The 6802-nt window shown below is 69.7% G+C and carries 3 protein-coding genes and 3 pseudogenes; 4 read left to right on the forward strand and 2 right to left on the reverse strand.

Annotated elements, in window-relative coordinates; all coding sequences use genetic code 11:
• Window positions 1-241: 241 nt before the first annotated feature.
• Complete coding sequence (locus tag A3IC_RS0136870) at window positions 242-1381, forward strand: tyrosine-type recombinase/integrase (RefSeq protein WP_052173974.1); 1140 nt, start codon at window positions 242-244, stop codon at window positions 1379-1381.
• Complete coding sequence (locus A3IC_RS66995) at window positions 1378-3483, forward strand: tyrosine-type recombinase/integrase (protein ID WP_020555104.1); 2106 nt, start codon at window positions 1378-1380, stop codon at window positions 3481-3483. The genes A3IC_RS0136870 and A3IC_RS66995 overlap by 4 nt, the downstream gene beginning before the upstream one ends.
• Before the next feature lie 31 nt (window positions 3484-3514).
• On the opposite strand, the pseudogene A3IC_RS58640 reads toward A3IC_RS66995, so the two are convergent.
• Window positions 3515-4387, reverse strand: a pseudogene (locus A3IC_RS58640) (Tn3 family transposase); the annotation flags it as partial.
• 28 nt (window positions 4388-4415) lie between these two features.
• Here A3IC_RS58640 and A3IC_RS65710 point away from each other — a divergent pair.
• A protein-coding gene (locus A3IC_RS65710) for an IS5 family transposase (protein ID WP_425387380.1) occupies window positions 4416-5350 on the forward strand; the annotation gives its coding sequence in 2 pieces (ribosomal slippage) (window positions 4416-4785 and window positions 4785-5350; 936 coding nt in all).
• A gap of 16 nt (window positions 5351-5366) precedes the next feature.
• Here A3IC_RS65710 and A3IC_RS0136895 read toward each other — a convergent pair.
• A pseudogene (locus A3IC_RS0136895) lies at window positions 5367-6356 on the reverse strand (Tn3 family transposase); the annotation flags it as partial.
• 193 nt (window positions 6357-6549) lie between these two features.
• On the opposite strand from A3IC_RS0136895, the pseudogene A3IC_RS73770 reads away from it, so the two are divergent.
• A pseudogene (locus A3IC_RS73770) lies at window positions 6550-6802 on the forward strand (IS5/IS1182 family transposase); the annotation flags it as partial.

Consider the following 6802-nt stretch of genomic DNA (forward strand, 5'->3'; position numbering starts at 1 on the left):
GCACCGTGCCCACAATCCGCCGCCGCGCGGCCTCCCGGAAGGACGTGTCATTCGTCGTCGGCCTCGGCGGCGATGCTGTCCCGCAAGGGACGCAGGCCGCCTGGCAGTTCGGGGAGCTTGAAGGAGTACCGGCCGAGCATGTCCTTATCTGGACACCTTCGAGTGGCCGCGGCGGCTGCCTCGTGGCCGCAGGCTCGCCGGGCTCGTTGAGCCGGTCGAGTGACGGTTCCGGGAGGCACGGGTGCAGGTTCTGAAAGAGCGTCAGGGCGGGATCGTTCGACGGGTGCGGCTCGTGGACGACGACGGGGAACCGGTGGGGCCCGCTTGTCGGTTCCTGGACCATCTCGGCGACCGGGAGTTCTCACCGCACACGTTGAGCGCGTACGCCTACGACCTGCAATACCTGTTCACGTTCCTGCGCTCGGAGGGCCTGGACTGGCAGGGATTCCGGTCGCCGGACGCCCTGCGTCTGCTGGCCTTTCTGCGTCGCACGCCCTCACGGCGGCCGGCTCAACGACTCGGGCTGACCGTGATTGCCGGTGGAGCGAGCGCGCCGGGCCGGTTGTTGGCGCCCTCGACGGTGAACCGGATCCTCGCGGCGGTCTCGAGCTTCTACGACTGGGCGATCGTCGCCGAGGAGTACGACGGCGAGACGTCGCCCATGCAGACCCGCCTCGATCCCGCGCTGGCCCGAGTCCCCGCCCGGCACCAGCCGTTCATGGGCCGGGCCAGCAGGCAGCAGCCGATCCGCCGCACGGTGACGGTGAAGCAACCCAGGCGTCTCCCGCGCCCGATGGACGAACCCGCGTTGGAGGAGTTCCTCGGCGGCCTGAAGAGGCTTCGCGACCTGGCCGTCTTCCTGCTCATGCTCGACGGTGGACTTCGTCCCGGCGAAGTCCTCTCGCTGCACGTCGGCGACATCTCCTACGGACGGCGCCGGGTGACCGTCCGCAAGCGCGACGACCATCCGCGCGGAGTGCGCGGGAAGTCGCGCACCGAACGCGTCGTCGACGTCCACGAGCCGCGAACCCTGGACGCGGTGAGCCGCTACGTGATGCACGAACGCCCCATGGAGGCGACCAGCCCGTTCGTCTTCCTCATTGGCGGCGACGGTCTTCGACGCCTGGAACCGCTCGGCTACGACGCGGTCGTGCGGTTGTTCTCGCGCCGCATGGCCAAGCTCGGACTGCGCACGCCCGAGACCACGCCCCACGCCCTGCGGCACACGCACGCCACCGCGATGTGGGAGGGCGGCATGCGCGAACTGGCCCTGCAGAAAAGACTCGGACACGCGTCCCCCGAATCGACGAAGGTCTACACCCGCGTCTCCGACGACGCCGTCCTCGCCGAGTACACCCGCGCGTTGGAGAACAACCGGTGACCGTCACGGCCCTGGCGCCGACTCCCGACTCGCCGCGGCGACGCCACGCCTCGCGCGAGGAATACGCCGCCTGGGTCCGCGCCACGTTCGCGGGTTCACGCGGCACGATCAGTACGAGACTGTGGTTCTACGACCGGTTCGTGAAACTCTGGCCCGACCTGGACGAGTGGTTCGCGGCACCGCTGCTGACACGGCTGGACCTGGACGCCGACACGCCGCCCGAACCCGGCAAACGCTACGGGCCCTCGCACGAAGCGGGCTCCTATCTCGCCTACCTGTCCTTGACCCACCGCCTGCCGATGGATGCCGGCTGGGTGCTGGCCCGCAACTTCGACAGCCTGTTCAACCCACGGGTCGCCCCCGGTCTGGGCATGGACCTCGACGCCGTCGACGCGCTCGACCGGCGCCAGCGACAACTGGGCTACCGCAACGGCCGGACCGCGCTGACCTGGGCGATCGCGCGACTCGTCCTCTGGAAGGGTGACCCGGAAATCGGGGCGGTCGGCTATGAGGACCTGACCGCGTTCGCCGACGAGATCCGGCGTTGGTGCGCGCTGCCGGAGGCTCGGATCGTTCGGACCGCCCACGTTCACCGCACCCGCCGCAACCACGACCCGAGCGTGCTGGTCACCGAGTTCGAGAAGGCGTGCCTGACCCGATTGCACGTCCTGCACGTGTTGCTGTTCAACACGGGACGGATCGCGCAGACCCCTTTCCGCGGGCCCCGGACCGGAGAGGTCTGGCGCGAGGAACTCACCCCGCCCGACCTGCCGACCCCACTCACGGCACCGGTCGATCGATGGCTCTCGGGACGGCTGCAGAGCACCGATCGCGCGACGTCGGTGCGCCATGCGCGCGACGCGTTCCGCTACTTCCTGCGCTGGCTCGCGAAGACCCATCCCGAACTGGCCTGTCTCGACGAGCTGACGCGCACCCACGTCGAAGGGTTCCTCGCCCACCTGCACGAGCACGTCAACGAGCGCACGGGTCGACCGTTGTCGGCGCGCACGCGCTACACCTACATCAGTCCGCTGCTGCAGTTCTTCCGAGAGACCAGCCAGTGGGGCTGGTCGGACGTCCCCGCCCGGCCACTGCTGGGACGCTCCGACATGCCCAAGCTGCCGATGCGGCTGCCCCGGTTCATCCCCCGCGACGAACTGGATCGGTTGATGGAGGCGGTCGAGGAGTTGACGGACCCGCATCAGCGGGCCGCGATGCTCCTGTTGCGGTGGAGCGGCGCCCGCCGCGGCGAGATCATGCGGTTGGCCATCGACTGCCTGGACGCCTACCCGGACGGCTATCCGAGGTTGCGGATTCCGGTCGGCAAGACCTACACCGAGCGCATGATCCCGCTCCACCCGCAGGCGGCCGACGCCCTGCGCGTCCTGATCGACGCCGCGAAGGACGGCAATGCCGCCGCCCGCCACGACGCCTGGGCGCAACAAGCGGTCCGCTACGTGTTCATGCGCCGCGGCATGCCGATGGGCAAACACTTCCTCTTCAAGGACGCGCTGGAGATCGCCTGCACCAAGGCCGGGCTCGTCGACGGCGACGGCCGCCCCACCGTCACGGCCCACCGGTTCCGTCACACCGTCGGGACGCAACTCGCCGAAGGCGGCGCCCAGATCCAGACCATCATGGCGATCCTCGGGCATCGCAACGCGCAGATGTCGGCCACCTACTCCCACATCAGCGACCCCGTCCTCAAGGAACAGTACGAGAGGGTCATCGCCGCCGGCGGACGCATCGCGGGCCCTGCCGCCCAAACACTGCTCAGTCTGACCATCGGCGAGGACACCCTCGACTGGCTGAAGACGAACTTCTTCAAGAGCGAGCTCGAACTCGGTCATTGCCTACGGGCACCCGCCGAAGGCCCCTGCGAGTGCGACCTCTATCTGCGTTGCTCGAAGTTCCTCACCACCAGCGAGTACGCACCCCGCCCGCGAGCCCGACTCGCCCGCGAACGGCAACTCGCCCAGGACGCCGTCGAACGCGGCTGGCCCCGCGAGGTCGAACGCCACCACGCCATCGCCGACCGGATCCGCGGCCTCCTCACAGACCTCGACGAGAGCACCGAACCCGGCCCCGACGACCACTGTTGAAGGACTCCGCGTTCCGAAAAACGTCCAGATAAATGTTGACGTGGTGGCGGACGAACGGCGAGAGACGGGCGACGTCCTCGTCGCGGACGTCGAACCCGTCCGCGCGTAGCTTCGTGACGGCGGCGTCCATGTAGCGGGTGTTGAACAGCACCAGCGCGTTCAGGACCAGGCCCAGCGCCCCGATCTGGTCCTCCATGCCGTCCTGGTAGCGCTGGTACAGCTGCCCGTGCTTGCCATGGAAGATCTTGCGGGCCAGCGCATGCCAGCCCTCCTGGAGATTGGCCTGGACCTTGATCTGGCGGCGGTAGCCGGGCTCGTCGGCCAAGCGCAGGATGTGCAGGGTCTTGGAGATCCGCCCGTAGTGCGCGATGGCGTCGCCCAGCGGGGTGGGGCGGCCGTCGCGCGACAGCATCCGGATGACGTCGTACGCGCGCACCGCGCCGGTGTGGATGGAGCCGATGATCCGCAGGATGTCGTCCCAGTGCCGGGCGATCCGGTCTGGGTCGATCCGGCCGCGAGCCGCGTCCTCGAACGCCCCGTAGTCGGCGGTGCGGTCGATCCGCCACATCTTCTGGTGGGGCAGGTCGGCCAGTTGCGGAGCGTACGCGAATCCGGCCAAGGTCAGGAGCCCGAAGACGATGTCGCTGTACGAGGCCGTGTCGGTGACGATCATCTCCGGGCGCTTGCCGCCGTCGCGGTCGTAGAGCACGTCCAGCACGTACAGCGAGTCGCGCGGGGTGCCGGCCACCACTTTGCCGCCCAGCCCGGCGGCTTGGTCGTTGAGCAGGTTCAGCCACGTCGCGCCGCCGCGGCGCCCGAAGTAGCGCGGGTTCGGCCGCGCGTACACCGACGGCACCGGCACCACGAACCGCATACCGTCCACCGAGGCGACTAGAGCGTGTCCTGCGGATCATCTGATCGTTGTATTAATCGTGGATGGTCGGGGTGATTTGACGGATGAGGAGTGGGAGTGGCTGCGGCCGCTCCTGCCCGAGGTGGGTCGTCGGGGCGGTCGGTGGCGTGATCACCGGCAGGTGATCGACGGTGTGCTGTTCCGGACCCGGACGGGGACGCAGTGGCGTGATCTGCCGGAGCGGTTCGGGCCGTGGAAGACGGTGCACGAACGGCATCGCCGCTGGTCCGCGGACGGCACGTGGGAGCGATTGCTGCGCGCGATCCGGACGAAAGCCGATGCGGCGGGCGGCATCGACTGGGACGTCTCGGTCGACTCCTCGACCGTGCGCGTGCACCCCCACGCAGCCGGCGCGCGGGTTGCCCCGCCGCCGATCCCGGCCCAAAAGGGGGCCCGGAATCGGACCGAGCGGGACGCGACGGTGCTGCGGGGCCTGGCCGACCGCCTGGCGGAGGTGGTGAGGCGGGCGAGCAACTCGGCCGGTCCCGAGGCGGGTTCACCACCAAGGTCCATCCGTGCGCCGACGGGAGATGCCGTCTCCTCTCCCTCGTCCCGACACCCGGCCAATGGGGCGACAGTCCGCAGTTCGAGGCCGTGTTGGAAGGTGTTCGCGTTCCGCGGGTCGGGCCGGGCAGACCCCGCACCCGACCCGACAGCGTCAGCGCCGACAAGGCCTACAGCTCCCGGGACAACCGCCGCCACCTGCGGCGACGCAGGATCCCGCACACCATCCCCGAACCCGACGACCAAATCGCCAACCGTCGCAGACGCGGTTCCGCCGGAGGACGACCCACCGGATTCGACGAGGACCGCTACAAGAAACGCAACGTCGTCGAGCGCGCCATCGGCCGCCTGAAACAGTTCCGCGGCGTGGCGACCCGATACGACAAACGCGGCTACGTCTTCCACGGCACCGTCATCTTCGCGGCCCTGATCATCTGGCTCCGCACATGATCCGCAGGACAGAACCTAGCCCGCCGCCCCACGCGGTCGCGAGCGGGATCGACGCCTGGTGCTCGATCAGCGTGGCGTTCGCTGCCCGATACGTCGCAAGGCGCAGGTACGTCTGGTCGACGTGGGACAGCGTGCCGTACTTCAGCGCGTCGACGCCGCCGATCGCCGGGGTGTAGCCGACGTTGCAGCCGTGCGCAACCAGCAGCGCGGCGATCGTGATGTGCAGGTCCTTCAGCCGGGCCTCGCCGCCGGTGACCGAGGTGAACGCGGCGTCAGCGCCGGTCCAGGAGAACACCTCCAACAAAACCTCGGGCAGGTCCACGCGCGGCAGCATCGCGTTCACCGCCGCCCGAAGATCCAGCAGGGAGGCGGGTTCGGGCTCCGGTTCCAGCGCCGCGAAGTGCAGCCTTCCCGCGTCGTCGACGGTGATCTGCGCGTTGTCCGGCAGCCGCGCGGCGACCTCGCGGTACGTGCCGTCCAGCAGCGCGGCCCGCGCCGTCAGGTGCCCGCCCGGCTCCCCGGGCAGGCTGAGCGACGCCAGCACGGTCGGCTTCGCCTGCTCCCATGCGTCCCCGGCGAGCAGCTTCGCCCGCGGGTCGCCCCACTTGGAGGAGTTATTCGCGAACACCTCCTGCTGGCGCAGCATCCGGTGGAACTGCTCCAGCACGCAGAACACGTACGCCTTCCAGTCCACCGTCCCCGGCTCCAGGCCCGGCGCGGACAGCACCAGGCGCCGCCACGACCCGACCAACAGGGTGTCGATCTCGGCAGGGCCGACCTTCTTGCGGCCCATCAGGTCCGGCAGCGTCTTCAACGCGGCCAGCACCGGCGCGCCTTCCGGGGTCGCGCCGAAGTCCACGGCCCGGACGAGCAGCTTCAAGAACGGCCGCACCGTGCCGAACCGGGACACCAGCAGCGCCCGCCACGCCGCATCCGCGTCCGAGTCCAGCGGCGGCGTCAGCTCGAACAGCGCCGCGACCGCGGCCGCCAGCTCGTGGCGCGGCACTCGGCTTGTCGGACCGGCAGGCCGCTGAGGCGGTGCGCTGCCGCATCGACTTCAAATACGCCCTCGCGCTGGAGCTCGATGATCCCGGCTTCCATCACAGCGTGCTGTCCGACTTCCGAGAGCGCCTCGCCGAGGGCGACCGTGCCGACCGGCTCCTGGACCTCGCGCTGGTCGACTCAAGGATGCCGGGCTCGTGCGTGAACGCACCACGCAACGCACCGACTCCACCCATGTCCTGGCCGCAGTGCGCGACCTCACTCGGCTCGAACCGGTCACCGAGGCGGTCCGTGCCGCGCTGGAAGAGGTGGCACGCACGGCCGGGCATCTGCTTGTCGGCCTGGTCGACGAGGACTGGGGGCGCCGCTACGGCCGTCCGGTCCGTCTGGGCAAGAACCCACCCGGCCCAAGACCAGGATCCTCGCCACCGGCGACGACGCCCACCGGCT

This window comes from Embleya scabrispora DSM 41855, from assembly GCF_000372745.1.
Taxonomy (GTDB): domain Bacteria; phylum Actinomycetota; class Actinomycetes; order Streptomycetales; family Streptomycetaceae; genus Embleya; species Embleya scabrispora.